Origin of the sequence: Williamsia sp. D3 (genome assembly GCF_000506245.1) — a bacterium.
Taxonomy (GTDB): Bacteria; Actinomycetota; Actinomycetes; order Mycobacteriales; family Mycobacteriaceae; genus Williamsia; species Williamsia muralis.
Map to the genome: position 1 here is coordinate 184,110 of NZ_AYTE01000018.1, position 25,398 is coordinate 209,507.

At 65.6% G+C, this 25,398-nt stretch carries 23 protein-coding genes; 16 read left to right on the forward strand and 7 right to left on the reverse strand.

Annotation, left to right across the window (positions count from 1 at the left end; genetic code table 11):
• Positions 1–158 precede the first annotated feature (158 nt).
• The 8 genes from W823_RS42645 (at position 159) to W823_RS42680 (ending at position 6,437) form a co-directional block, all read left to right on the forward strand.
• A complete protein-coding gene (locus W823_RS42645; protein ID WP_031332262.1) occupies positions 159–557 on the forward strand; it encodes a PaaI family thioesterase in 399 nt (132 codons plus the stop codon).
• 11 nt (positions 558–568) lie between these two features.
• Positions 569–1,825, forward strand: a complete 1,257-nt coding sequence (locus tag W823_RS42650) for an aldolase/citrate lyase family protein (RefSeq protein ID WP_023958076.1) — start codon at positions 569–571, stop codon at positions 1,823–1,825.
• 105 nt (positions 1,826–1,930) lie between these two features.
• Entirely contained in the window at positions 1,931–2,233 is a 303-nt protein-coding gene (locus W823_RS42655; protein WP_031332263.1) for an urease subunit gamma, read from the forward strand.
• A gap of 10 nt (positions 2,234–2,243) precedes the next feature.
• On the forward strand, positions 2,244–2,570 hold the full coding sequence (locus W823_RS42660) for an urease subunit beta (RefSeq protein ID WP_023958082.1): 327 nt from the start codon (positions 2,244–2,246) through the stop codon (positions 2,568–2,570).
• Positions 2,571–4,292 carry an urease subunit alpha gene (locus tag W823_RS42665; protein ID WP_023958084.1) on the forward strand — a complete coding sequence of 574 codons (1,722 nt, stop codon included), beginning with the start codon at positions 2,571–2,573 and terminating at the stop codon, positions 4,290–4,292.
• Positions 4,292–4,978 carry an urease accessory protein UreF gene (locus W823_RS42670; protein ID WP_023958085.1) on the forward strand — a complete coding sequence of 229 codons (687 nt, stop codon included), beginning with the start codon at positions 4,292–4,294 and terminating at the stop codon, positions 4,976–4,978. The genes W823_RS42665 and W823_RS42670 overlap by 1 nt, the downstream gene beginning before the upstream one ends.
• A gap of 66 nt (positions 4,979–5,044) precedes the next feature.
• Positions 5,045–5,743 (forward strand): urease accessory protein UreG, encoded by a 699-nt coding sequence (gene ureG / locus W823_RS42675; RefSeq protein WP_023958086.1) that lies wholly within the window; start codon positions 5,045–5,047, stop codon positions 5,741–5,743.
• A gap of 16 nt (positions 5,744–5,759) precedes the next feature.
• Entirely contained in the window at positions 5,760–6,437 is a 678-nt protein-coding gene (locus W823_RS42680) for an urease accessory protein UreD (RefSeq protein WP_023958087.1), read from the forward strand.
• Positions 6,438–6,444: 7 nt separating this feature from the next.
• Here W823_RS42680 and W823_RS42685 read toward each other — a convergent pair whose 3' ends face one another.
• Both W823_RS42685 and W823_RS42690 read right to left on the reverse strand, forming a co-directional pair.
• Positions 6,445–7,947 (reverse strand): NAD(P)/FAD-dependent oxidoreductase, encoded by a 1,503-nt coding sequence (locus tag W823_RS42685; RefSeq protein WP_023958088.1) that lies wholly within the window; start codon positions 7,945–7,947, stop codon positions 6,445–6,447.
• A gap of 132 nt (positions 7,948–8,079) precedes the next feature.
• A complete protein-coding gene (locus tag W823_RS42690; RefSeq protein ID WP_023958091.1) occupies positions 8,080–8,733 on the reverse strand; it encodes a GNAT family N-acetyltransferase in 654 nt (217 codons plus the stop codon).
• Positions 8,734–9,086: 353 nt separating this feature from the next.
• Here W823_RS42690 and W823_RS42695 point away from each other — a divergent pair, with 353 nt between their 5' ends.
• From W823_RS42695 to recD, 4 genes are all read left to right on the forward strand, one after another.
• Positions 9,087–9,545 (forward strand): thioesterase family protein, encoded by a 459-nt coding sequence (locus W823_RS42695; RefSeq protein ID WP_235189519.1) that lies wholly within the window; start codon positions 9,087–9,089, stop codon positions 9,543–9,545.
• Positions 9,546–9,616: 71 nt separating this feature from the next.
• The gene (gene recC, locus W823_RS42700) at positions 9,617–12,952 is read left to right on the forward strand and encodes an exodeoxyribonuclease V subunit gamma (RefSeq protein ID WP_023958095.1); all 3,336 of its coding nucleotides are present in this window, start codon (positions 9,617–9,619) and stop codon (positions 12,950–12,952) included.
• A 1-nt stretch (position 12,953) separates the two neighbouring features.
• Positions 12,954–16,253: a UvrD-helicase domain-containing protein gene (locus W823_RS42705; RefSeq protein ID WP_023958097.1), complete on the forward strand. Its 3,300-nt coding sequence runs from the start codon at positions 12,954–12,956 to the stop codon at positions 16,251–16,253.
• Positions 16,250–18,100: an exodeoxyribonuclease V subunit alpha gene (gene recD, locus W823_RS42710; protein WP_081729741.1), complete on the forward strand. Its 1,851-nt coding sequence runs from the start codon at positions 16,250–16,252 to the stop codon at positions 18,098–18,100. The genes W823_RS42705 and recD overlap by 4 nt, the downstream gene beginning before the upstream one ends.
• A gap of 1 nt (position 18,101) precedes the next feature.
• Here recD and W823_RS42715 read toward each other — a convergent pair whose 3' ends face one another.
• Positions 18,102–18,878 carry a PIG-L family deacetylase gene (locus W823_RS42715; protein ID WP_023958100.1) on the reverse strand — a complete coding sequence of 259 codons (777 nt, stop codon included), beginning with the start codon at positions 18,876–18,878 and terminating at the stop codon, positions 18,102–18,104.
• Between the two features lie 160 nt (positions 18,879–19,038).
• Between W823_RS42715 and W823_RS42720 the strand changes: the two genes are divergently transcribed.
• Genes W823_RS42720 through W823_RS0129105 form a run of 3 tightly spaced genes read left to right on the forward strand, consistent with a single transcriptional unit; the run spans position 19,039 to position 21,416 of the window.
• Positions 19,039–19,632 (forward strand): sulfite oxidase-like oxidoreductase, encoded by a 594-nt coding sequence (locus W823_RS42720; RefSeq protein WP_023958102.1) that lies wholly within the window; start codon positions 19,039–19,041, stop codon positions 19,630–19,632.
• On the forward strand, positions 19,629–20,345 hold the full coding sequence (locus W823_RS0129100; protein ID WP_255326152.1) for a ferredoxin reductase: 717 nt from the start codon (positions 19,629–19,631) through the stop codon (positions 20,343–20,345). The genes W823_RS42720 and W823_RS0129100 overlap by 4 nt, the downstream gene beginning before the upstream one ends.
• A 24-nt stretch (positions 20,346–20,369) precedes the next feature.
• The gene (locus tag W823_RS0129105; RefSeq protein WP_031332271.1) at positions 20,370–21,416 is read left to right on the forward strand and encodes a low specificity L-threonine aldolase; all 1,047 of its coding nucleotides are present in this window, start codon (positions 20,370–20,372) and stop codon (positions 21,414–21,416) included.
• A gap of 18 nt (positions 21,417–21,434) precedes the next feature.
• Here the strand turns inward: W823_RS0129105 and W823_RS42725 are convergent, their stop codons facing one another.
• The 3 genes from W823_RS42725 to W823_RS42735 all read right to left on the reverse strand — a co-directional run bounded on the left by W823_RS42725 (position 21,435) and on the right by W823_RS42735 (position 24,112).
• Positions 21,435–22,781, reverse strand: a complete 1,347-nt coding sequence (locus tag W823_RS42725) for a TIGR01777 family oxidoreductase (protein ID WP_023958105.1) — start codon at positions 22,779–22,781, stop codon at positions 21,435–21,437.
• A gap of 9 nt (positions 22,782–22,790) precedes the next feature.
• Positions 22,791–23,537: a class I SAM-dependent methyltransferase gene (locus W823_RS42730; protein ID WP_023958106.1), complete on the reverse strand. Its 747-nt coding sequence runs from the start codon at positions 23,535–23,537 to the stop codon at positions 22,791–22,793.
• A 68-nt stretch (positions 23,538–23,605) separates the two neighbouring features.
• The gene (locus W823_RS42735; RefSeq protein WP_023958109.1) at positions 23,606–24,112 is read right to left on the reverse strand and encodes a glyoxalase/bleomycin resistance/extradiol dioxygenase family protein; all 507 of its coding nucleotides are present in this window, start codon (positions 24,110–24,112) and stop codon (positions 23,606–23,608) included.
• Positions 24,113–24,147: 35 nt separating this feature from the next.
• Between W823_RS42735 and W823_RS42740 the strand changes: the two genes are divergently transcribed.
• The gene (locus W823_RS42740) at positions 24,148–24,996 is read left to right on the forward strand and encodes a helix-turn-helix transcriptional regulator (protein ID WP_023958111.1); all 849 of its coding nucleotides are present in this window, start codon (positions 24,148–24,150) and stop codon (positions 24,994–24,996) included.
• A gap of 14 nt (positions 24,997–25,010) precedes the next feature.
• On the opposite strand, the gene W823_RS42750 is transcribed toward W823_RS42740, so the two are convergent.
• The gene (locus tag W823_RS42750; protein ID WP_023958113.1) at positions 25,011–25,394 is read right to left on the reverse strand and encodes a hypothetical protein; all 384 of its coding nucleotides are present in this window, start codon (positions 25,392–25,394) and stop codon (positions 25,011–25,013) included.
• Positions 25,395–25,398: the final 4 nt, after the last annotated feature.

Consider the following 25,398-nt stretch of genomic DNA (forward strand, 5'->3'; position numbering starts at 1 on the left):
CTGATTCTTTTGTCGTCCCCATCCGGTCGAGAGGGTCACCGCGGGCGGACCCGTCATCTGGGTTTTGACAGACTGTCTGTCACGCGGCGCGTAGTCCCAGAGCGCGGCCTCAGGCAAGGAGAACCACGGTGGCAGACAACATCGATCTGGCCGAGACGATGGGCACGTTGCCCAAGGGCTTCGACAACGAGCTCGGTTTACAGCCGCAATCGGCAACAGCTGACGAGCTCACCGCGACGTTCGAGATCACTCCCAAACTGCTGCAACCCTGGGGCATCGTCCACGGCGGTGTGTACTGCTCGGTGATCGAATCGGTCGCGAGCATGTCAGGTCAGGTCTGGCTGAACAGCAAGGGGATCACCGACTCCCACGTGGTCGGGGTGAACAACAGCACCGATTTCCTCCGGGCCGTGAGCACGGGGACCATGACTGCTCGTTCGAAGCCGATTCATCGGGGCCGCCGTCAGCAGCTGTGGGAGGTCGACATCACCGACGAGTCGGGCACGTTGATCGCGCAGGGCCGGGTGCGGCTGCAGAACATCGCCGCCGAGAACTGATCTGCGTCGGTATGGGACACGATGCGGCACCGGCCGCGACACGCTTGTCCGACCCGGCGCGAGCCCGCATCGATGCGGTCCTCTCTGCCGTCGATGTTGAACTCGACCGGGCGTATCCCGGCGATCGCGCCGAGAAGCAGCCTGCCCACACCGTCTATGTGAGTGCCGCCGACGTGGACGCGGACACCCCCAGCGACTGGGGGCAACGGGCGTCGGCGATCGCTGACGAGGCCGCCGCCGTGGTTGCCGACCTCGATCGCACCGGCGTCGCCTCGCTGGTCCAGGCCCGGTTGCGCAGCCAGCCGATCGAAGACCTCCGGATAGACCTCGAGGACGGTTACGGCTGGCGGCCGGATGTGGTCGAGGACCGCGACGCTCGAGCGGCCGGTCGCACGATCGCCACATGGTCTGCCCGACCTGAGCGGGCGCCCAGCGCCTTCGGTGTTCGCTGCAAGGGGCTCGGTGCGACTGAACGGGCGCGCGGCTTGCGGTCACTGGAGCTTGTGCTCGATGCTGCCGGCGGGGTGCCGGACGGGTTTGTGTTCACCGTCCCCAAACTGCGCGCGGTAGCCCAGGTGGATGCGGTGGTGATGATCTGCGAAGAGCTCGAACGCGCGCACGGCGTGCCCGAAGGCGCGTTACGTTTCGAACTGCAGATCGAGAGTCCCCAGGCGGTGCTCGGTGCCGACGGGCGGGCCACGGTAGCCGAAGCGATCCATCGTGGCGGGCCGCGTCTGACCGGATTGCATTACGGGACATACGATTACAGTGCCGCCTGCGGCATCGTGTCGTCCCAGCAGTCGCTGGAACATCCGGTCGCCGACCACGCCAAGTCGGTGATGCTCGTCGCGGCAGCGCAGACCGGGGTCTGGGTGTCGGACGGGTCCACCCAGGTGTCCCCGGTCGGTTCCGTCGAGGTCGTCGAAGCGGCGCTACGCCGTCATCACCGACTCGTCACCCGCAGCCTGGAGCGTGGCTTCTATCAGGGGTGGGACATGCACCCGGGTCATCTCGTGACTCGATGGCTGGCGGTGTACGGCTTCTTCCGGTCGGCGATGTCACCGGCCGTGACGCGGTTACAGTCGTACTTCGACCGCCAGAGTTCGGAGTTCGTGGACGAGCCCGCGACCGCTCAATCACTGGCCCTCGTGGTGCTGCGTGGACTGTCGGTGGGTGCGTTCGCCGAGGCGGATGTGCTGGCCGTCGGACCTCGGTGTTCGGCAGCGGCTCTGGGTGAACTGCGCGCGAGTGGGGGCGTGCTCGGCTGACCCCGCGGGTCGATGGCGTCTTCCACCGCGCCGACGCGGGCTGTGCGTGGCAGTATGAGTCGGTCGATGCGTGTTCATCGGCTGTTCACAATCGAGGAGGACATCGTGCATCTGTCGCCGCATGAGCAAGAGCGACTGATGATCTCGTACGCTGCGGAATTGGCACGTCGTCGGCAGGGGCGTGGGTTGCTGCTCAATCACCCCGAGGCCGTCGCGGTCATCACCGACCACATCCTCGAGGGGGCACGCGACGGACGGAACGTGGCCGAACTGATGTCCACGGGGCGCGAAGTGCTCAGCCGCGAACAGGTCATGGACGGGGTCCCCGAGATGTTGCACGACGTGCAGGTGGAGGCAACCTTTCCGGACGGCACCAAGCTTGTGACCGTGCACAACCCGATCTCCTAGAGGAGTCACGATGGCAGAGCCTGCTCCCATCCCCGGCGAGGTACTTTGTGCGCCAGGAGAAATCGTCATCAACGAGGGTGCCGAGATCACCGAGGTCGTGGTGACCAATGCCGGCGACCGCCCCGTTCAGGTGGGCAGCCACGTGCATTTTCCCCAATCGAATGCTGCCCTCGACTTCGACCGTCAGGCCGCACACGGAAAGCGCCTGAACATCCCGGCGGGCACCGCCGTTCGGTTCGAACCAGGCATCGAGGCCACCGTGGAGCTGGTGCCGATCGCCGGTACCCGTGAGGTGCACGGTATTTCGCTGAACCCACCCGGAAAGTTGGATTCGTAGATGGCATCGTTGAGCCGTGCGCGTTACGCCGATCTGTTCGGTCCCACCGTGGGGGACCGGATCCGTCTGGCAGACACCAACCTGCTGATCGAGGTCACCGAGGACAGGTCGGGCGGACCGGGTCTCGCGGGTGAGGAGGCTGTCTTCGGCGGTGGCAAGGTCATCCGCGAATCGATGGGCCAAGGCCGCGCAACCCGGGCCGACGGTTCTCCCGACACCATCATCACCGGTGTCGTGGTGCTCGATCACTGGGGGATCATCAAGGCGGACCTGGGTATTCGTGACGGCCGGATCGTAGCCCTCGGGAAGGCCGGCAACCCGGACACCATGGACGGGGTACATCCGGATCTCGTGATCGGCCCGTCCACCGAGGTAATCGCGGGCAACGGCAAGATCGTCACGGCGGGCGGCATCGATTGCCATGTGCATTTCATCTGCCCGCAGATCATGGACGAGGCACTGGGAAACGGGATCACCACGCTCATCGGCGGGGGGACGGGTCCGGCGGAGGGCAGCAAGGCGACCACGGTCACACCCGGTGCCTGGCACCTCGCCTCGATGCTGCAGGCCACCGACCACTGGCCGATGAACATCGCCCTGCTGGGTAAGGGCAACACGGTCAGCGCCGACTCGATGCGCGAGCAATTACGCGCCGGCGCTTCGGGATTCAAACTCCACGAGGACTGGGGCAGTACACCGGCAGCCATCGATGCGTGTCTGCGGATCGCCGATGAGTCTGGGGTGCAGGTGGCGTTGCACTCGGACACCCTGAACGAGGCCGGATTCGTCGAACAGACACTCGGAGCCATCGCCGGGCGTGGCATCCACGCGTACCACACCGAAGGCGCAGGCGGCGGGCACGCACCCGACATCATCACGGTTGCGGCGTACCCGAATGTGCTGCCGAGCTCCACCAACCCGACCCGGCCGCACACGGTGAACACGTTGGACGAACACCTCGACATGCTGATGGTCTGTCATCACCTCAATCCCAGTGTGCCCGAGGATCTTGCGTTCGCCGAGAGCCGCATCCGGCCGTCGACCATCGCCGCCGAAGACCTGCTGCACGACATGGGCGCGATCTCGATGATCGGCTCGGACTCGCAGGCGATGGGTCGCATCGGCGAAGTGGTACTGCGAACGTGGCAGACCGCGCATGTGATGAAGGAACGTCGAGGTGCCCTTCCCGGCGACGGGGCCGCGGACAACACCCGCGCGCAGAGGTATGTGGCGAAGTACACCATCTGTCCTGCGATCGCTCACGGTCTGGACGACGAGATCGGATCGGTCGAGGTGGGCAAGCTCGCCGACCTCGTGCTGTGGGACCCGGCGTTCTTCGGCGTCCGCGCGCACGCCGTCATCAAGGGTGGGGCGATCGCGTGGGCGGCCATGGGCGACGCCAACGCGTCCATCCCGACCCCGCAGCCGGTGCTGCCCCGACCGATGTTCGGCGCGGCGCCCAAGCTCGCCGCGGCGACATCGCTGAGTTTTGTTGCGCCGCAAGCCATCGAGGACGGACTTCCCGACCGTTTGGGACTCGATCGACGCCTGGCGGTGGTGAAGGATGTGCGTCGGGTCGGCAAAGCGGACATGACGAACAATGACGCGCAGCCGGAGATCCGGGTGGACCCCGACACCTTCACGGTCACCATCGACGGCCAGGTCTGGGACCAGCAGCCGGCCGCATCACTGCCCATGGCCCAGCGGTACTTCCTGTTCTGATGACCGTGATCTCGACAGGGGAGGCAGCGCCACCGATCGGTGGGTCAGCCGCCAAGAACCTCGCAATGTTGCTGACTCTGGCGGACTCTCGGCTGCCGGTGGGTGCTCATGTCCACTCTGGGGGCCTGGAGGAGGCAGTCACCTCCGGTGTGGTCCGAGACGTCCCGTCGCTGCGATCGTTTCTCATCAGGCGGGTACGCACGACGGGTCTGGTCGCCGCGTCGATCACGGCCGCGGTGGTCGACCGCCGGCTCGAGGTGCCGGCTGCCGACGTCCAGGCCGACGCGCGAACACCGTCGGCCGCGGCGCGCACGGCGTCCCGATCGCAAGGCCGGGGCATGCTGCGTCTTGGGAAAAATATCTGGCCGCACCATGATTGGACCGAGCACTCGGCCAGGCCGCACCTACCCGTCGTGACGGGTTCGGTGGCACGTGCCGCCGGCCTCGACGGGTACCAGAGCGCACTGGTGCTCATCTACACGACCATGACCGGATCAGCCACTGCCGGCCAGCGGCTGCTGGCGTTGGACCCCGGCGACGTCGCACTGCTCGGGGTTCAGATGACCGAGCTCTGCGAAGAGACCGCGGCGATCGCCTGTACCGAACTCGCCGACTATTCCGATCCGCTGCTCGATGTGTTCGCGCAGCGGCACGAGCTGCGCGCCATGCCACTGTTCGCGTCCTGACAACTCAGGGCCGACGTCGACACGGGCGTTGCCACAACACGTCCCGCACAACCGAAGGAGAACAACATGCCCCCGCACCTCATCGACGGACAGCCGCACACGCATGATCACTCGCGGCCCAAGCGCGAGCGAGTCGCCGGTGAAGCACTCCGCATCGGAATCGGTGGTCCCGTCGGCTCTGGTAAAACCGCGTTGGTGGCCGCACTGTGCCGCCAACTCCGCGATGAACTGTCGGTCGCCGTGCTGACGAACGACATCTACACCACCGAGGATGCCGACTTCCTGCGCCGCAATGCCGTCTTGCCGGATGAGCGCATCACCGCCGTCCAGACGGGCGGGTGCCCCCACACCGCCATCCGCGACGACATCACCGCGAACCTCGATGCCATCGACGATCTCGTGGAGGCCAATCCGCCGCTTGACCTGATCCTGGTGGAGTCGGGCGGGGACAACCTCACGGCAACGTTCTCGACGGGGTTGATCGATGCGCAGATCTTCGTGGTCGATGTGGCAGGCGGCGACAAGGTGCCGCGCAAGGGAGGTCCCGGAGTGACCTTTTCCGACCTGCTCGTGGTGAACAAGACGGATCTGGCACCGATGGTGGGCGCCGACCTCCACGTCATGCGAAGCGATGCCGAGAAGGTGCGCGAGGGTCGTCCGACCGTGCTCATCTCTCTGACCGACGACCCCGCGGCGACCGACGTGCTGAGCTGGGTTCGTGACCAACTTGCGGCAGCGCGGACGCAACCGCTGAACACGGTGTGACGAGCCGGCACATCACATGCACACCGAGCTGTATCTCGAGGCGCACAAGGGGCGATCACCTCGGGTCCGGGCAAGCGGCGGTCTGGCGGTTCGTCAGACCGGCCGCGACGTCCTGCATTTGATCTCCAGCGCAGCGACCCCCCTCGGTGGAGACCGGATCGACATCCATGTCGATGTGAGATCCGGTGCTGCACTGACTCTGCGCAGCGTCGCTGCCGCCATTGCGCTGCCGGGCCGCAGCGACACTGTCTCGGACATGTCATGGCATATCACCGTTGCCGACGGGGCCACTTTGATCGTCGATCCACAGCCCACGATCGTCGCGGGCGACGCGGTGCATCACACGCAGTGCACGGTGGAGATCGCCGGGTCGGGGGAGTTCCGGTTCTGTGAACGGGTGCAGGTCGGCCGTCGCGGCGAGGATGCCGGACGGTGGTCGGGTCGTATGAGCGTCGACATCGCGGGCACGGCTGCGTTGCGTCACCAACTGCGCCTCGGCCTGCCCGACACCGACAGCCTCAGCGCACCTTCGGTACTGCTGAGTGAGTACCGCTATCCGGACAACCGGCCCGACACCGTGCACCCGACCGCGACAGCGGCACGCCTGGGGCTGGTGGCAGGCGGCAGCATGACAACCGTTCTCGCGAACACGCTGACCGCGGCGGACCGGACGGCAGCCGAACTGGTCGGCTGAGGTCGGATCAGCTGGCGGCCGGCTTGGACTGATCCGAGCTTCGCTCGGATGTGAACGACTTGGCGGGGTCGGAGAGAACCGGCTTGTCGCCGGGAGTCTGGTCGCGGTCCGCAGGCACGGCGTCGCCGCCACCGTCCTTGAGTCTGTCGAGCTCGATCTGAGCCAACTGGTCCATGGCATTGCGCGCCAGCACCTGCTGCTCGGTGATGGTGAGCTGCGAGCGACCTCGGGTCAGGAATGCGAACGACCAGTCGACGATCGTGGTGAGACGGTTCCTGAACCCGACGATGTACACCAGGTGCAGCAGCAACCATCCAAGCCACGCGAAGAAGCCCTCGGTCTCGAAGTTCTTCTTCAAGCCCGGCACCGGCACCGACATGACGGCACTGAACTTGGAGATGGTGGCCATCGAGCCCTTGTCCCAGTACTTGAACGGCTCACGATCTTCGGGTTTGCCACCTTTGAGCTCGGCCTTGATCGCGTCGGCAGCATAGCGCCCACCCTGGATCGCACCCTGGGCCTGGCCAGGCACGTTCTCAACCGACATCATGTCGCCGACGACAAACACATTGGGGTGGCCGGGGATGGACAGATCGGGTTGCACCTTGACGCGGCCGGCGCGGTCGAGTTCCACGGCGCTCTGCTCGGCGAGTTGCTTGCCGAGCGGGCTGGCGGCCACACCTGCCGACCACACCTTGCACTGCGATTCGATCCGTCTGGTGCTGCCGTCCTTGTCCTTCACCACGAGGCCGTCGTAGTCGAGGTCGACGACCATCGCGTTGAGCTGGATCTCGACGCCCATCTCCTCGAGACGCTTTGCTGCCTTGGTGCCGAGATTCTTGCCCATCGGCGGAAGAACCGCGGGCGCCGCGTCGAGCAGGATGACGCGGGACTCGGTGGGATCGATGTTGCGGAAGGTGCCCTTGAGGGTCTTGTCGCTCATCTCGGCAATCTGGCCTGCCAGTTCGACGCCGGTAGGACCGGCGCCGACGACCACGAAGGTGAGCAGTCGGGCCCGTTCTTCGTGGTCTTCGGACAACTCGGCCTGTTCGAACGCTCCCAGGATGCGACCACGCAGCTCCAGCGCGTCGTCGATGGTCTTCATGCCGGGCGCGAACTGCGCGAAGTGGTCGTTGCCGAAGTAGGACTGATCGGCACCCGCGGCGATGATCAGGCTGTCATAGGGGGTTTCGGTGATGCGCTCGAGGAGCCGTGACGTCACGATCTTCTTCTCGAGGTCGATGCCCTCCACATTGCCCATCAAGACCTGCGCGTTGGCCTGCTTGCGCAGGATGACACGGGTCGCGGGAGCGATCTCACCTTCGGAGATGATGCCGGTGGCCACCTGGTAGAGCATCGGCTGGAAGAGGTGATGCGTGGTCCGTGCGATCAAGGTGACATCGACGTCGGCTTTTCGCAGGCGCTGGGTCGCGAACAGCCCCCCGAAGCCGGAACCGATGACCACTACCCGGTGCCGGGTCGAACCTGCAGTCTCGTCGCTCATGACCATCTCCTGTCGGTTGGCGGTGTGCGGCGGGATCTCAGGGCTGGTCAAAACCCGCTCATTGGCTAACGGTAGTCAATGAGCTCGCGTTGGTCGCGGCAAGGGCCGGATTCACCTGAAGGTGTGCAGGTGAGCGGTTCAGGCGATCATGCTCGTTGCGATTCGGGCGGATTGTGCCCACGGGAAACTGCTTGATTCCCAATGTGTTTTGAGGATCTCGTACTCGACTTCGCCGCGTTCGGAACCTGCGATCGAGGTGTCAGCGCAGTCGTGTAACCGGGCCAGGCGCAGACCCGACTTCTCCATCACGCGGCGCGAAGCAGCGTTGACTGCCATGGTGCCTGCGAAGATGCGGCTGATGCTCAGCTCGGTGAAAGACAGCTGCACCAGTGCTCGAGCTCCCTCGGTGGCCAATCCGCGTCCCCAGGCCCGGCGGCGCAACCGGTAGCTCAGTTCGAACTCCGATTGCGACGAATGGCGAGGCGCCCGCAAACCGAACCAGCCGACGAACCCGCTTGTTTCTGCGTGGGGGTCGCCGACGGAGCGCGCTGCGACGACGTCGAGCCGATCGAGTGCAACCCACACGCCGGCACCGCCGCGGTGGCTCGCCTCGGCCAGCGCTCGCGGGATCACCCAGTCCTCGATGACCTCCCGAGGGGTGGCGGTCCCACCGGTGACATAACGCATTACGGCCGGGTCGCTGTCGAGTTCGACGAGGTGGTCGGTATCGACAATCGACACCGGCCGCAAAACCAGGCGATCGGTCTCGATGATCAACTCTTCATTCCCCATTCCACTGACGTGATGTCGGCATCCTACGGTCTCGTGCGACGCAAGTGGTAGACCTCGCCGGAGAGTGTCGGAGCAGACCATTCAACCAGGGCATCGGTGCTGGTGAGAGGTGAGATTCGCGCTTGCGACAGCTTGCGGGTGGGTGGTGATCGTCAAATCGCGAGTCGGCGAGGATCTCCGCTGGTGGTGGAGGTCGGCCGACCCTCCGGGCGCCTGGGTGGCCGAGACATGCGGGTGAGCGGAGTTGCGTGAAATCCGTTCGGTGAGTGCACAAGTCACGAGCCGCCGTTGTCGGCATCGCGGCGATGGACCCGTCCCCGGATCTCTGCGGCCCTGCCACTACGCTGGCACCGGTGAAAGACACCTCCTCCGGTTCAATCCCCACCGACCTGGACACGGTCGAGCTGCAGTTGCGTTGGGGCGACCTGGACACCAACCACCACGTGAACAATGTGCAGTTTGCACGGTTGTTCGAAGAAGCCCGGGTGCGCGCCGTCAGCCGATGGTTCGCCACCCAGGGTCGCAGTACCGGCGCCTTCCATCTCGCCCGGCAGGAGATCGAGTTCGTGGCACCGCTGTATTACAGCCCTGAGCCCGCGACGGCCAAGGTCTGGATCAGTCGGATCGGTACATCGTCCTTCGAATTCGGCAGCGAATTGCGCGATGGGAAAGGCAAACTGGTCGGGCTGTGCGAGACGACCGGGGTGATGATCGACCCCGAGACCGGCGACAGCAGACCCGTACCCGACGCCGTACGTGATCTCCTCGAATCAAAGATGGCGGATCCGGTTCCTTTCCGCCGCCGTGCTTGACCGCACTGTGACGATCGATGTCGGCGAGCGGTGATATACCGGCCTGACAACCGCGGACGAGGGGGCGTGCAGTGCTGAGACTTCATCGTGCCGAACGCACCAGCACTCTGGTCGCGGCGTTGGCCGGCATCCTGTCGGAGCCGCCCGGCGATCCGTTCGCCGGTGAGGTCGTCGCGGTGCCTGCGCAGGGTGTCGAGCGCTGGCTGACCCAGCAGTTGTCGTTGACCCTCGGAACGAGCCGGGCTCCGGGTGGTGACCATCAAGGCGACGGAATTGCGGCGAACATCGCGTTCCCCTCGCCGTCGGCGCTGGTCGACGATGTTGTCGCTCAGGTCAGTGGTACCGCCGTCGCAGGCAGGCCCGACGACGATCCATGGGCGCCCGCGCGCATGCAGTGGACGCTGCTCGGGGTGATCGACGATGCCGTCGACGACCCCGCGTGCGCAATCCTAGCCCGGCATCTCGGGCATCGGAGCGCCGTCGGGACCGGCCAGGGCGCAACCTCGGGTGCGGGGACCACGTCACCAGCACCCGGTTTCCGTGTCGGACGCCGGTTCGGGACAGCAGAGCACCTGACGCAACTGTTCCGCAGCTACGCCACCCACCGGCCCCAGATGATCCTCGACTGGGTCGCCGGTTCGGACACCGACGGAGTGGGCGATCAGCTCGACGAAGACGTGCGGTGGCAGCCGCATCTCTGGCGGATGTTGCGTGAGCGCATCGACGCACCCAGCCCGCCGGAACGTCTCGATGACGTCTGCACGGCACTGCGGCAACGGGCCTCCGCGGTCGACCTGCCTGAGCGTATTGCCCTCTTCGGGGCCACCCGCCTCACCACCCAGCAGTTGGCAATCTTGTCAGCACTCGGCGTCCACCGCGACGTCAACCTCTTTCTGCCGCATGCGAGTCCGGCTCTGTGGGAGAAGATGCCGCGATTCGGTGGGCAAGTGCGCCGCAGCGACATCGACGCCCGGTTCATCGAGCACCCTCTGGTGGCGTCGCTCTCGCGAGAAGTGCGTGAACTCCAGGTCCGGCTGAGTGACGTCGCGGACGAAGATGTCCACCACCGCGCTGACGAACCAGTCGACACGCACCTGCGGCGGCTGCAGCACGCGATGCGCACCGATGCGGTCCTGCCCGCCGTCGGTGTGGCCGATGGCAGCGTCGAGGTCCATTCCTGTCACGGGCCGGCCCGTCAGGTGGAGGTGCTCCGGGAACTGGTCTTGCACATGTTCCAGGAAGATCCGGACCTGGACCCGCGTGACGTCATCGTCATGTGCCCCGACGTGGAGACCTACGCCCCGTTGATCCGTGCGTCATTCGGGCAATCGATCAATGTGCACCCTGGTCATCAATTGCGTGTGCGACTCGCGGATCGGGCTCTGCGGCAGACCAATTTACTGCTTGAGGTCATGTCGGATCTGCTCGAGCTCGCAGGGGGGCGCGTCAAGGCCAGCGAGGTGCTGGGGCTGGCGGAGAGCGAACCGGTGCGCACCAGGTTCGATTTCAGCGACGACGACCTGGAACGACTGCGGCAGTGGACCGCCGAATCAGGCGCGCGCTGGGGTATCAACGACAACCAGCGCAAGCCGTTCGGGCTCGGCGGATTCGGGCAGAACACCTTCGGCGCAGGGCTGGACCGGATCCTGCTCGGGGTGGCGGCCGACGAAAGTGAACTCGGCTGGCTCGACACCGCGCTGCCCCTCGACGACGTCGACAGCGCAGACGTCGACCTCGCCGGACGCTTCGCAGAGTTCATCAGTCGACTCGACGACTCACTCGCCACCCTTCGGGGCCCGCGGCCGGCAGTCGAGTGGTCCCAAAATCTCTCCAGGGCAATGGATCTGCTCACGGCGGTGAAGTCGGCAGATAGCTGGCAGCGCAGTCAGGCGCACCGCGAGCTGGCTGCCGCGACCGAACACGGCGGCCAGGCCGTCGTCCGGTTGGCCGACGTCCGCGCGATGCTCGCGCACCGTCTGGCCGGTCGGCCGACCAGGGCGAACTTCCGTACCGGAGAGCTGACCGTCTGCACCATGGTGCCCATGCGGGCCGTGCCACACCGGGTGGTGATCCTGCTCGGGCTCGATGACGAGAGCTTCCCGCGGGTAGGAAGTGTCAACGGCGACGACATCATGGGCCGCAATCCCTGTGTGGGAGAACGGGACATCCGTAGTGAGGACCGTCAGCTGCTCCTCGACGCCACCATGTCCGCCATCGACCGCCTGGTCATTCTGTTCACGGGGAACGATCCGGTCACCGGGCTTCGTCGCCCGCCCGCCGTTCCGGTGGGGGAGTTGATCGACTCGGCCGACGCAATGCTGGCCGACGGGTCGACGGTGGTGCGCGCGCACCCGCTACACGCGTTCGATCCCGTCAACTTCGATGCCGGTGCCCCGTTCAGCTTCGATCATTCTGCGTTGGCCGGTGCGCGCTCTGCCCAATCCATCCAGATCAGCGAGCCTGCGTTCCTGCCGGAACCATTGCCGGAGAAGCTCGGCGACGTCGAGTTGGCCGACCTCATCACGTTCGTGGAACATCCGATGCGGGCGTTCTGTCGCCAGCGGCTGGGTATGTATCTGCCCGGCGACGACGAAGAACTGAGCGATGTGTTCAGCGCGGACCTCGACGGCCTCGACCGGTGGGCCATCGGCGACCGGATGCTGCAGTCCCGACTGGCAGGTGTCGAGGGGGCCGCTCTACGCGCAGCCGAATTGCGGCGGGGTTCGCTTCCACCGTTCCGGCTCGGTGGTCAGGTGTTCCAACGTATTGCCGGCGACGTCGAGTCCCTGGTGACCGCTGCCGCCCCGCTGCACGAAAATCCCTCGGAATCAAGGGATGTCACGGTGGAGCTGGGCGGTGGTCGACGTCTGACCGGTACGGTGCCCGGTGTGCACGATGGTGTTGTCGTGCGCACGATCTTCTCGCGAGTGGCTCCGAAACACCGGGTGGCGGCCTGGGTGGCGTTGCTGGCGCTGGCGGCGAATGAGTCGGGTGATCGGTCGGCTGTGGTGCTGGGTCGGGGAAAGTACGGGGGCCGCCTTGCGCGATCGGACATCAAGAGTCCTCCCGATCCCGCGGCGACGCTCCGTGACCTGGTCGCGATGCGCGACGCCGGCCTGCGTGCGCCACTGCCGCTGCCGACCACCGCGGCCTGTGAATATGCGACCCGTCGCAACCGGGGCGACGGTGTCGAACTCGCCGTCGAGGCTGCCGAGGTGAGCTTCAAGAGTGACTTCGGGGGAGAGGGCCAAGACCTGTATGTGAAGTATCTGTACGGCACCGAGTTCGCGGCGATTCTGTCCGAGCCGCCGGCACCGGATACGGCGGTTCTCACCGAACCGTCCCGGTTCGGCGCCTTGGCGACCGGCCTGTGGGCTCCGCTGCTCGATGCCGAGAAGGTGCGCTGAGATGACCCAGAGCAGTCTTTCTCCCGTCACCTTCGACATCACCGGACCGCTGCCCGGCGGCACAACGGTATTGGAGGCCAGTGCCGGCACCGGGAAGACGTACGCGATCGTCGGTCTGGCCGCTCGGTACGTGGCGTCCGGGGTGCCGTTGTCCGAACTGCTCCTGGTCACCTTCAGCCGATTCGCAACAGCTGAACTTCGAGAACGAACCCGGCTGCGACTGGCCGATCTCGCACGGGCACTTGCCGATCCGCAACGTGCGGCGCAATCCGATGACCCTCTCGTGGCAATGCTCGCCCGCGGCAGCGGCGAGGAGGTGGGTGTTCGTCGCGAACGGTTGACCGCTGCGTTGTCGGACTTCGATGCGGCGACCATCGCGACCACGCACACATTCTGCAGCCGCATGCTGGACGGGCTCGGTCTTGCCGGCGACTTCGAGTACGACATCACTCTGGTGGAGGACGTAGGCGATCTCATCACCGAAGTCACCGACGACCTGTACCTGCGGCGTTTCAGTGGTACCGACGCGGTGCCGTTCAGTCTTCGTGACGCCCATGCCTTCTCGCGGGCGGCGGTGTTCGGGCGGCAGGCGCGGCTGGGGCCTGACGCCGAACCCGGGGCGGACGAGTACATGCGGGTGGAGTTCGCCACCCAGGTACGCAAAGAGGTGGAACGGCGTAAACGCCTCACCAATGTGCGTGACTATGACGACCTTCAGATGTTGCTGCGCGACACATTGGCCGACCCCGCACACGGGCCGGCGGCCTGCCGACGGATTCGAAGCCGTTTTCGGGTGGTGCTCGTCGACGAGTTCCAGGACACCGATCCGGTGCAGTGGGAGATCTTTCGCCTCGCGTTCCACGGGCACACGACGTTGGTGCTCGTCGGCGACCCGAAGCAATCGATCTACGCCTTCCGAGGCGCAGAGGTGTTCAGTTACCTCGATGCCGTACGCGCCGCAGACAACCATCAGGCTCTTCCGACGAACTGGCGAAGTGACGCCGGTCTGATCGAGGCGCTGGACCGGATCTACGCCGGAGCAGCTCTCGGCAGCCCGGACATCGTTGTGCACCAGGTGACCGCGAACAAGGACGGATCCCGGCTTCCCGGTCTGGTCCCGCTGCGGTTGCGCCATCTGAACCGCAAGGGACACGGGCCGCTGAACAAATCAGGGTTTCCAGTGCTCGACCGGCTGCGCCGGGCGGTGGCCGACGACGTCGCCGCGGACCTCACCGACCTGCTCAACTCCGGCACCGACCACGTCACCGGTGGGAAGACGAGGCCGGTCGAGCCGGGAGACGTCGCAGTCCTGGTTCGAAATCACAAGCACCTGAGCATGATTCAAGGTGCCCTGGACGATGCGGGGATACCGTCGGTGCTTGCGGGAGGTACCAGTGTCTACAGCACCCAGGGAGCGCTCGACTGGCTGTGGTTGTTGCAGGCCATGGAGCAGCCGAGTCGGACGGCCCGAATCCGGTTGGCTGCACTCACCCCGCTTCTGGGGTGGACTGCCACTGAACTCGATGCAGGCGGAGACGAGCTGACAGCGGACATCAGCGCGATGATCCGCGAGCTCGTGGCGGTCTATCAGGACGCCGGGTTTGCGGCGGTGTACGAGCATCTGTCCGGACGCCGCGACATCGCCGGTCGTCTGCTTGGTATCACCGGCGGTGAACGTCGACTCACCGACCTCACCCACGTCGCCCAGTTGTGCAACCGTGCCGTGGTGGAGCAGGGGCTGGGTCTCACCGCGCTCGTGCGCCGACTCGCCGAGTCGATCAAGGATCCGGTCGCAGGCAATCAGGGCGAGCAGAGCCGCCGTCTCGACAGCGACGCCGCGGCGGTTCAACTGCTGACCGTGCATCGCAGCAAGGGCCTCGAGTTCCCGATCGTCTACGTTCCCTACGGCTGGGACGCGGCGCGCCATCCGAACCCGGCAACTCTGTTGCTGCACAACGACTCAGGAGAGCGAATCCTTGACGTCGGAGGCAAGGACGCACCCGGGTACCGGGCCCGCCGGGACACCGCCGCTGCCGAGGAAGACGGGGAAGAGTTGCGATTGTTGTACGTGGCGCTCACACGCGCTGCCTCCGCCGTGGTGCTGTGGTGGGCGCCTGCGACTGCCACCCGCTCGTCGCCGCTTCACAGGCTGCTGTTCAGCCGCGACAAAACCAGCCTCGAACCACGTCCGGTGGTACCCGACGATGCACGGGTGGCCCGCTTCTTCACCGAATGGGGTGAGGCGGCAGGTGGCGTGGTCACCGTTCAGCCGGCGACGTTTGCGCCAATGGGCAGTCCACGTTGGCGGCAACCGAAGCCGTCGGCAGGCGACCTGGGGTCAGCGTCCTTCACCCGCGTCATCGATCGCACGTGGCGGCGCACCTCCTATTCGGCGCTGGTGGCGGGCACACATCAGCCGGACGTGGCGAGCGAGCCCGAGGTCACGGACAAGACAGACGAGCAGACGGTGGAACCTCTTGCCGAGGCGACCACGGAAGGTCCTGCCGAACTCAAGCACGTGTCGCTGATGAACTCGTTGCCTTTCGGAGCGGCCTTCGGAACGCTTGTCCACGAGGTACTCGAGACCGTCGACACCGATGTCACCGATCTGGCAGGCGAAGTGCGTCGGCGCTGTGTCGAGGCCGCGCTGGCGCGGATGGCCGAGGTCGACATCGATGTACTCGCCGAGGCGCTGACCGCGGTGATGCACACACCTCTGGGTTCTGATCGCGAACTCACCCTCGCGCGCATACCTTCGAGGGATCGCTTGTCAGAGCTGACCTTCGAGTTCCCGCTCGGATCGCAGACCGATCCGACCCTGCGAGACGTCAGCGACCTAATGGCGGATCATCTGTCGCCCGATGATCTGCTCGCCGACTATCCCGCCCTGCTGCGGCGGGTGCCCGCACCGCCGCTGCGCGGATTCCTCACCGGCAGCATCGACGCGGTTCTGCGGATCCCGGGGGACCGATTCGTGGTGGTGGACTACAAGACGAACCGGACCGCGCGCGGTGACCTCACCTGCCTGGACTACACACCGGAGTCGATGGCGCGGGAGATGATGCACTCGCACTATCCTCTGCAGGCGTTGCTGTATTCGGTTGCGTTGCACCGCTATCTACGATGGCGATTGCCGGGTTACGACCCGTCGGTGCACCTCGGTGGTGTTCAGTACCATTTCGTCCGCGCAATGATCGGGCCGCAGACGCCATCGGGCTGCGGCGTGTTCGAGTGGAGGCCGTCGTCGGCCCTCATCGCTGCCGTGTCCGACCTCATCGCCGGAAGGACGGTGGCCGCGTGACCGCCGATGTCGACGCACGGATCGTGTTGAACGCCGCTGCGCCACTGGTGCCCTTCAATCAGGCAGGCGTGCTCAGCGCCGCTGATGTCCATGTGGCTCAACGACTTGCTGCACTGTCCAAGACCGACATCGAGCCGGCGGTGTTGATCGCCACCGCGCTGGCAGTGCGCGCGGTCCGGTTGGGGTCGGTATGTGTGGAGGTCAACCGGCTCTCCGAGATCGCCATCGACGACGAGGAGTCGGGGATCGATCCGGACACGTTGCCGTGGCCGGACCCGGCCGACGTCGTCAGAGCGCTCGAGTCGAGTCCTCTGCTGACGGGTGCGGCATCGGGACCGTTGCGGCCGCTCCACCTCGCACACACGCCCGAGGGTCCACTGCTCTACCTCCGTCGCTACTTCCAGCAGGAACAGCGGATCCGTGAGCTCCTCGACAACAGGGCCCGCACGCACCCGGATCTCGACGCCGGCCGATTGTCGGAGGGGCTTCACCGGCATTTCCCCGATGCCGGCCCCGACCGACAGCGGATTGCTGCTGCCCTGGCGACAGCCGGGTGGACAACGGTCATCGCAGGGGGGCCGGGCACCGGTAAAACGCACACCGTTGCGCGGGTACTGGCCCTCATGTTCGACGAGTACGGACCGGGTCTTCGCGTTGCGCTGGCTGCCCCGACGGGCCGGGCAGCAGCCCAACTCGAGGTATCGGTGCGCGCTCAGGCGCCCGAACTCGGGCTCCCGGAGCATCTGACCGCAACCACCCTTCACCGACTACTCGGATGGCGGCCGGGAAACCGCAGCAGATTCGCACACGACAGCACGAACCGGCTGCCTCACGAGCTGGTGGTCGTCGATGAGACGTCGATGGTGTCCTTGACGATGATGTCGCGACTGCTCGATGCGTTGCGCCCCCAATCCAGACTTGTCCTGGTGGGAGATCCCGATCAACTGGCCTCTGTGGATGCCGGGGCTGTGCTCGCCGATCTGGTCGCGAGGCCCGTCACCGAGCAGACCAATCCGGTGCTGAGCAGTCTGGTCGCCGATGACCTCGAACCCGACGCCGACAACGTCGACGCGCTGTCGGCCGAGGAGCGTGAACAGTTGGGCGGAGGGGTGATCCGTCTCACGCGGGTGCGCCGGTTCGGGGAGAGGATCGAACAGTTGGCGGCGGCTGTGCGCCGGGGCGACGCCGATGAGGTGATCGATCTCCTCGGTGCCGGCCATGACGAGTTCGAACTCGTCGGGTTCGACACCCTCGAATCGGTGCGGCGCGACGTCGTCGACTCCGCCACCGCGGTGCGGGTGGCCGCGGAGGCCGGGGATGCTGCGGCGGCCCTGGCCGGTCTGAGCTCACATCGACTGCTGTGTGCTCATCGGGAAGGTATGTCGGGCGTCGAATACTGGTCGCGATTGGCGACCGAGTGGATCGACGCACCGGAGGAGGCTTTCGACACGGGCCGGTGGTTCGCCGGACAACCACTGCTGGTGACCGCAAACGATTACGACACAGGCATCTACAACGGAGATACCGGGGTGGTGGTGAACATCGACGGCAGGCCGATGGTGGCGTTCGCGCGCGGCCAGTCGATCAAGATGCTGCATCCGTCTCAGCTGGTGTCGGCAACGTCGGTGTATGCCATGACAATTCACCGCAGCCAAGGCTCACAGTACGAGTCCGTGTCCGTGGTGATCCCTCCGGAGCGGTCGTCCCTGCTGACCCGCGAACTGCTCTACACGGCCATCACCCGGGCCAGTGCTCGCGTGCGGCTCGTCGGCACCGAAGAGGCCATCAGGGCCGGTGTGAATCGGAAAGTGCTGCGCGCAAGCGGCTTACGGACCAGGCTCGAGTGAGCTAGGCCGGAAAGCGTAGGGCGTCGAACGCTTCCGCGTCGGGCTGGAGCGCCATTCGCTGAAACCACTCGGTTCGCAGGACATCCCAGCGAACGTCCTCTGCCAGGGCAGCGAGCATGGTCATCGCGCCACCTCTGGCGATCTCGCTCTTGTGTGCGGACAAGGCGTCCCACTTGGTCTGCAGCCACGCGGTCACGTCGACGAAGAGATCTATCTCTTCGTCGGGCACCCCGGGCAGCGGCCCCACCGGGCGGTTCGCCTGCTTTCTCACCGCAGGCCAGAGAAGCTGGGCAGCCGAGAACGGCATGGTCGCCTGGTAGAGAAGTTTCGGCCGCCAGGGTGGGCCCGCCTCGGGGTACAGCTGCGGGTATCCGGCTGCTCCGATCGCAGCAACCGCAACGCGATGTGTCTGGATGTGGTCGGGATGCCCGTACACACCCATCGGGTCATACGTCAGCACCGTGTCCGGCCGGAATGCGCGGATGTGGGCGACCACCGACTCGACCAATTCATCAAACGGGGCATCGCAGAACGAGCGATAGTCCTCTGTGGTGTCGGTGACACCGAGATCTGCATACCCCAACAGCCTCGGGGCACCGGCATTCAATATCTGAAGGGATCGCTGTAATTCGCCGGCCCGTTCGGAGCCCGGCGGCCACGTACACGTCACAACCGACGTACGACCGCCGAGTTCTGCGCATCGGAGGAGGACACCCCCTGTCCAGAGCGCTTCGTCATCGGGATGCGCGTGGATGCAGAGCAGGCTCGGATGCGACACGGGTTCAGCGTAGTCCGCGCCATCCCCGGTGCGGACCGAGATGGTGGCCGAGTATCGGCGTAGCTGCGAACTCGACCGCGAGACAGCTCACGAGGCGCTGCGACGAGCGAGTCCGGGCCTGTCGATGCACGATCGGTGAGCACAGCGCACAATTGCACCCATGGCCATCATCAACAAGGGCTTCGGGGCCCGCCGCCGGCAGAAGGACGATCGGCTACCGCCAGGGCAATACCTGACCCGCGACTTCCCCGTCCTGACCGCTGGACCCACCCCGGCGATCCGACAAGAGCAGTGGGGCTTCGACGTCAAAGGGCGAGACGGCGAGCTGCAGAGCTGGACGTGGGACGAGTTCATGGCGCTGCCCCAGGAGGACGTCACCGTCGACATCCACTGCGTGACGGCGTGGTCGAAGCTCGACACGACGTGGCGCGGGGTTTCGCTGGATGTGCTCCTCGGCGACGACGTCGATCCCGACGGTTTCATCCTGGCCCACTGTTACGGCGGGTACACCACCAATGTGCCGCTGGAAGATGTCCTCGACGGCAAGGCGTGGGTTGCGCACACCTACGACGGTGAGCCACTGGCGGCTGAACACGGTGGGCCGGCACGACTGTTGATCCCGCACCTGTACTTCTGGAAGTCAGCCAAGTGGGTCAACGGTCTGACGATCATGGACGACGACGTGCCGGGCTTCTGGGAGACCAACGGATACCACAACCACGGAGACCCGTGGAAAGAAGAGCGGTATTGGTGAACGGCTGGCGGCCCGCGACAGTGGTCGCGGCCGAGATGGAGACACAAACCGCACGCACCCTGCGCTTACGGCTGCCCGATCGCGGTCGGGTGCTACCGGGTCAACACATCGACATCCGCTTGACCGCCGAGGATGGGTATCAGGCGGTGAGGTCCTATTCGATTGCCGCGGCAACCGGTGACGACCTGCTCGAGACCACCGTCGAGGAGCTCGAGGACGGAGAGGTCTCGCCTTACCTGGTGTACGACCTGCAGGTGGGTGACCAGGTGGAGGTCCGCGGGCCGATCGGTCGCTGGTTCGTCTGGCGGCCGAACGAGCAGAATCCGGTGCAGCTGATCGCAGGTGGTTCAGGCGTGGTGCCACTCATGTCGATGATCCGGGAACACGAACACACGTCCTCCCAGGCGCCTTTCCGGCTCTTCTATTCCCTGCGCACACCCGCAAGTCGCTACTACGCCCAGGAACTGGAAAGCCTGGTCGCTTCGGAACGACTGCGTGTGGACTATGTGTACACCCGGCAGGCGCCTGAACTGTCGACGCGACCGGCTGGTCGGCCGGACATCGACGAGTTCAGGTCAGCACTGATCCCGGTGGACCTCGACCCGCAGGTACGAGTCTGCGGGCCAACGGCTTTCGTCGAACAGTATGCGCAGTGGCTACTCGATCTGGGTTATCCCGCTGCGAACATCCGTACCGAGCGTTTCGGAGGGTGAGACCCCACATGGAAAGCGAAATCCTTGAGACGACATGACCCCGAGTGGCGTGCCTTCGCGTCCGACAACTACGCCGGAGTGTTGCCAGAGGTGTTGACTGCCATCGCCGAGGCGAATGGTGGCCATCAGGTCTCTTATGGCGAAGACGACTACACCGACGCGCTGCGGGCGGTCATCCGCAACGAATTCGGTTCTCGCGCCGAGGTTTTTCCTGTTTTCAACGGTACCGGCGCCAATGTGGTGGCACTGACATCGCTCATGCCGCGTTGGGGCGCTGCGATTGTCACGGAGTCTGCGCACGTCCACACCGACGAAGGCGGTGCGCCCGAACGCGTCAGTGGTATCAAGCTGCTGACGGTGCCCACCCCGGACGGCAAGCTGACGCCGGAATTGATCGCGACGGAGGCCTATGGCTGGGGATTCGAGCATCGGGCACAGCCTGCTGTGGTCAGCCTGACCCAGGTCACCGAGCTCGGGACGCTCTACACCCCGACAGAGATCGAGGCCAACGCCGACTTCGCTCACCGGAACAACATGGCGTTGCACGTGGACGGAGCCAGGCTGTGGAATGCGGCTGCGGCCCTGCAGATGCCGATGGGGCGGTTCACCACCGACGTCGGTGTGGACATCGTCAGTCTCGGCGCCACCAAGGTCGGTGCACTCGGTGCCGAGGCGATCGTGGTGATCAATCCTGACCGGGTCGACGGCTTGATCTATCTACGCAAACTGAGCATGCAGCTGGCCAGCAAGATGCGCTTCATCTCGGCGCAGCTGTTGGCTCTGTTCGAGGACGGCAACGGTATTCGCGCTGCCGCGCACGCCAATGCGATGGCTGCGCGTCTGCGAGCCGGTCTCGAAGGTGTTCCGGGGCTTCGTTTCGCGCAGTCCACCGAGTCGAACGCCGTGTTCGCCGTCCTCGATCGCGCAGCGGCCGAACGGGTCCGTGAGTCGTGGCGCTTCTACGACTGGGATGAGTCGGGGGGAACGGTGCGATGGATGTGCTCGTTCGACACCACCGACGAGGACGTGGACCGCTTCATCGAAACCATCCGAAAAGAGCTCGCACGCTGATCGTGTGCGCTGCCCGACCTACGTCCGGCCGGTGGCACCGCCGAGTTGATGGCGCAGCGCGTCCGATACTTCTGGCCACCGGAAGCGATGTCCGATCGCGGTGAGCCGGGACGGCACCACATGCTGGTTGGCCAACGCGAGTTCGCGAGCGCCTTGCGCGCCGAGGATCAGTTGTGGACCCAAGCTGGGAACGGGCAGGATCGCCGGCCGGTGGACCGCCCGGGCCAAGGCTGCGGTGTAGTCGCGGTTACGCACGGCATTCGGTGCCACCGCATTGATCGGTCCCTGCAATGTCTCGTCGACGATGGCGCGATGGTAGATGTCCACCAGATCGTCGATCGCGATCCACGGCAGCCACTGCTTGCCGTCCCCGATTCGCCCGCCGAACCCCACGGTGAACAGTGGGCGTAACAGCCGTAATGTGCCACCGGCCGCAGCCTGCACGATGCCGGTGCGGACGTTGACGACCCGGACGCCGGAGTCGCCTGCGGCTACGGTCGCCGCCTCCCAGTCGGCGACAACGTCGGCAAGGAATCCCTCGCCACGCGAGGCCTTTTCGTCGAGCTGCTCGTCGCCGCGGTCATAGCCGTAAAGGCCCACGGCCGAGGCGCAGATGAGCGCGGGCTGCGGTGTGGTGGCCGCGATCACCGACGACAACTTCGCCGTCGGGTCGATGCGGCTGTCCCGGACCGCTCGTTTGTGGCTGTCACTGAATCGGCCCGCGATGGATTCACCGGCCAGATGGACCACTGCGTCGACGCCGTCCACCAGGTCTGGTGCCGGTTTGTCCGGATCCCAGCGCCGCTCGTCTGCGTGGGAGGGATCGCGGCGCACGAGTGAGATCACCCGGTGCCCGCCGGTGGTCAAGAAGGCCTTGAGTGCGGTACCCACCAGGCCGGAGGAGCCGGTCATCGCAATGGTCATCGGTCCGAGCCCGAACTCGCTCGCCCATGCGTGGGCTGCCAGGTCGTCGGCGAGCTGGCGATGCCGGTAGCGAAACATCGGCCGTAGCAACGCAGTCGGGACGGGTGTGTCGACAGTGTCGGTGACCATTGTGGAGTTCGCGTCGACGGCAGAGAATCCGTGGTGGTGCGTCCACGTCAGCACGGACTTCAGAGGCCACGAGTCCAACTTGTCCACGAACTGATTTGGTGGGTGGTACCTCGATGGCTGATGCTGCGCGACCCATTTCAGTCCACCTGGGAACCCCAACACCGCAGTTCCGTCACTGAGCGACTCGGCTTCTTTGATCAACGACGGTGGTCCCCACGGTGGGGCCAGCCGCGTGAAGGCGCCCGGCCGTCCGTGCCAGGCGAACACCTCGTCTACAGGAGTGGGGACGGTACTCGAATGCGTGATGCCCATGGGCCCACGCTACGCATCGGTGATCGTCTGCGCGGGACGCAGCACGTACCCGACGTAGCCGTACTCTGCACCGAACCGGCGACGGATGTGTATTTCCTTCTCGACGATGTCGAGGGCTTCGTCGTCGGCGCGCTGTTCATGGCGCAGGCGGTTGATGCTTGCCGCTAGAGGGCCGTACAGCTCGTCCCAGTCGCTGTCGGGTAGCAGGTATGTCGCTGCCACCACCCAGCCCAGCGCCTGGGCCGCATCGATGCTCTGGGCGACGGTCCGCATTTCGGGAGCAGCGGATAGCCAAAAATCGGCCGCTTCGCGACTCGGAGCGGTGGTCAGCCAGTTGGCGTCGGTCAGTACGACCGCACCACCGGGTGCAAGCAGCCGTCGCCACCGCCTGAGCGCGTTGTCGACGCCCATGATGTACGCCGAACCCTCCGCCCAGATGAGGTCGAAACGGTGGTCGGGATAGTCGAGTGCCTCCATCGTGACCTCATCGACGGAGATCGAATCCGCCACCCCTGCGGTGATCGCGTTGGACAGCAGGTCGTCCAAAAAGGGCCGATGAGTGTCCACGGCCGTGACCCGAGCCCCCAGCTTCGCCAAAACGATTGTGGCAGGACCCGTTCCGGCGCCGACATCGAGGACGTGAGGAACGGGTGTCTTCACGTCGGCCAACCTGAACAGCAATTGAGTCGTCGCGACCGACCCCGGTGCCTCGCGGGGCAGTCCCCGGTGAGCGGCGAAGAACACGTCATCGAGCATTCGGTGATGCTCTCAGGCGGGCACGAGACCGGGCAAGGCAATTGATCGATCACCGGGTCGACGCTTCGTCAGCCCTGCTGCTTGGCCCACTCCTCGATTCTCGAGGCGCTCTCGGCGGGGGAGAGGTCTTCGATCCGGGTCATCACCGACCATCGGACCCCGAAAGGGTCGCGCACCGAGCCGAAGCGATCACCGGAGACAAAGGTCTGTACCTCCTCGCGGATGATCGCACCCGCATCGACTGCCCGCTGCACCACGGCATCCACGTCGGTGACGTAGATGGCCATCGAGTAACAGTCGGAGTCCCCGTCTGGCCTCGGCACCAATCCATACTGAGGGTTGGGGTCGCCCAGTTGCAGCCGCCCCGTCCCGAAGTCGAGGTCGGCATGCGCGACAATCGGTTGACCTTCGGGACCGGGGAAGTCGGTGCGCTGTTCAACGCGTGCCCCGAAGACGTTGCTGTAGAACTCGATTGCATCGGCAGCAGGCGTGACGACGATGAATGGTGTGAGGGAGGTATAGCCGTGGGGGATTCCGTGATCGGTGAATTGCCCGTTGGCGGCGTGGGTACTCATGAAGGCGATAATCCACCGACGCAGGGTGTGAGCGCTTGAAGAAACGCGACAGTTCCCACCATGGGCCCGCCGGGCCTCGTGGCGACCTGCGCCCAGGCGCCGGTGGCGTACACATCTCACGCCTCCCGGTCCCTCCCGAACATCGGGCCGGGAGCCTTCTACGACATGTCTGGATCGCATCCTGGGACCTGTCGGCACCGATCGTTCAACCGGTCCTCGAACACCCCGGCGGGAACGTGGTCGTCGAGCCGGACAAGGCGGCGCTGTACTGCGTCAGTCAGGGGACCAGTGAGCAGAAGCTCGAAGGAATGAGCTGGGCCGCGGCAGTTCTCCTGCGACCCGCTGCGATCACTCTGATGACAGGCAGATCGATGGCGGGTGCGACGGCCGGCGGACCGGTGTTGCCGATCGGTGAGCCTCTGCCCATCCCCGGCCGGGGTGATGTCGCGGGAGTGGTGCGGACGGCGATGCGCTCACGTTCGGAATCGGATCAGCGCGCCTACGGGGAGGTCCTGTCCGTATATCTCGACTGGGCCACGGAGTGGGAGATCGATGACGAAGGCGAGTTGATCAACCGGGTCGTCGATGTGGTCGAAGACGATGACGGGCCGCGCCGCGTCGCCGAACTCGCAGATGCGGTGAACATGTCCACGCGCGCCCTTCAGCGGTTGTGTGTACATCGAACGGGACTGAGCCCCAAGTGGTTGATCCAACGTCGCCGGTTGCAAGACGCTGCACTTGCCCTGCGTGAAGGCCAGATGTCGGTAGCGGATGTGGCAGCGTCACTCGGATACTCCGATCAGGCGCACCTGGCCCGCGAGTTCAAGGCTGTTGTCGGTTGGACACCCAGCGACTACGTGCGGTCTGCCGCCCGGCGGGAATGAGGTCGCGGTGACCGTCAGCGCCGCCGCCCGATTCCCAGCAGGTCACGCACCATCGCCTCGGCAGATGCCACCGGTGCGATCAGCCTTTCGGTGATATCGACGATGTTCTCCACCCGTCCGACAACACGTTCGATCCGTTCGACCACCGCAACCATTTTCGTGACCGTGCTGTCCACCCGCGCAAGGGTCGCCGAGAAGTCGTCCATGGCTGCGCCGAAACTGCCAAGGGTCCTGTCGAATTCGCCCATCGCCCTGTCGAAGTCGGTGAGGGCCCCGCCGAGGTCGCCGATGATCGTGTCCAGTTGCCCGACAGTGACGTCTGCGTTCATCGCCGCCTGCGCCAGCTTCCGGAAACGCTGCCGTTCGTGGCCGTCTTCTCCACTGTCCGTTGTCACCACGCCC

Coding starts and splice junctions, on each gene's coding strand:
- W823_RS42650 (WP_023958076.1), top strand. CDS start 569: ATGGGACACGATGCGGCACCGGCCGCGACACGCTTGTCCGACCCGGCG.
- W823_RS42725 (WP_023958105.1), bottom strand. CDS start 22,781: ATGGGCATCACGCATTCGAGTACCGTCCCCACTCCTGTAGACGAGGTG.
- W823_RS42645 (WP_031332262.1), top strand. CDS start 159: ATGGGCACGTTGCCCAAGGGCTTCGACAACGAGCTCGGTTTACAGCCG.
- W823_RS42690 (WP_023958091.1), bottom strand. CDS start 8,733: ATGGGGAATGAAGAGTTGATCATCGAGACCGATCGCCTGGTTTTGCGG.
- W823_RS42720 (WP_023958102.1), top strand. CDS start 19,039: ATGGCCATCATCAACAAGGGCTTCGGGGCCCGCCGCCGGCAGAAGGAC.
- W823_RS42665 (WP_023958084.1), top strand. CDS start 2,571: ATGGCATCGTTGAGCCGTGCGCGTTACGCCGATCTGTTCGGTCCCACC.
- W823_RS42685 (WP_023958088.1), bottom strand. CDS start 7,947: ATGGTCATGAGCGACGAGACTGCAGGTTCGACCCGGCACCGGGTAGTG.
- W823_RS42670 (WP_023958085.1), top strand. CDS start 4,292: ATGACCGTGATCTCGACAGGGGAGGCAGCGCCACCGATCGGTGGGTCA.
- W823_RS42680 (WP_023958087.1), top strand. CDS start 5,760: ATGCACACCGAGCTGTATCTCGAGGCGCACAAGGGGCGATCACCTCGG.
- W823_RS42705 (WP_023958097.1), top strand. CDS start 12,954: ATGACCCAGAGCAGTCTTTCTCCCGTCACCTTCGACATCACCGGACCG.
- W823_RS42660 (WP_023958082.1), top strand. CDS start 2,244: ATGGCAGAGCCTGCTCCCATCCCCGGCGAGGTACTTTGTGCGCCAGGA.
- W823_RS42735 (WP_023958109.1), bottom strand. CDS start 24,112: ATGAGTACCCACGCCGCCAACGGGCAATTCACCGATCACGGAATCCCC.
- W823_RS42730 (WP_023958106.1), bottom strand. CDS start 23,537: ATGCTCGATGACGTGTTCTTCGCCGCTCACCGGGGACTGCCCCGCGAG.
- ureG (WP_023958086.1), top strand. CDS start 5,045: ATGCCCCCGCACCTCATCGACGGACAGCCGCACACGCATGATCACTCG.